The sequence below is a fragment of the Streptomyces sp. URMC 124 genome, from assembly GCF_051386455.1.
Taxonomy (GTDB): Bacteria; Actinomycetota; Actinomycetes; order Streptomycetales; family Streptomycetaceae; genus Streptomyces.
Window position 1 is genome coordinate 1 of the sequence record NZ_JBPQTS010000429.1, and the last position, 279, is coordinate 279.

General features: G+C 50.2%; 1 protein-coding gene. It reads right to left on the reverse strand.

The window, feature by feature from the left end:
• Nucleotides 1-198 precede the first annotated feature (198 nt).
• A complete protein-coding gene (locus ACSNOG_RS33220) occupies nucleotides 199-276 on the reverse strand; it encodes a hypothetical protein (RefSeq protein WP_436756389.1) in 78 nt (25 codons plus the stop codon).
• Nucleotides 277-279 lie beyond the last annotated feature (3 nt).

Here is a 279-nt window from a genome sequence, read left to right on the forward strand (position 1 = left end):
GTGTAGTAATGGTAATTGTATCGGTTGAGCTCCGCGATGAGCTTCTCCATCTGTTCCTTGAACTCCATGCAGGGGGAATCCTCCTTTAATATAATACGGGCATCATTCTTCGAACAGTCGAAGCAGGTTATTGCGAGCTTATGCTTGCAGTTACAGTGCTTCCTGCTTTCCTATCTCTTACGTCTCTAATTCTAGCCTTTATTCCACCTTCGTAATCGGAGCGAAGCCGGCCAGCAGCCGTTTCACGCCGACCGGTGCCGGGAACGCGATCTGCAGCTC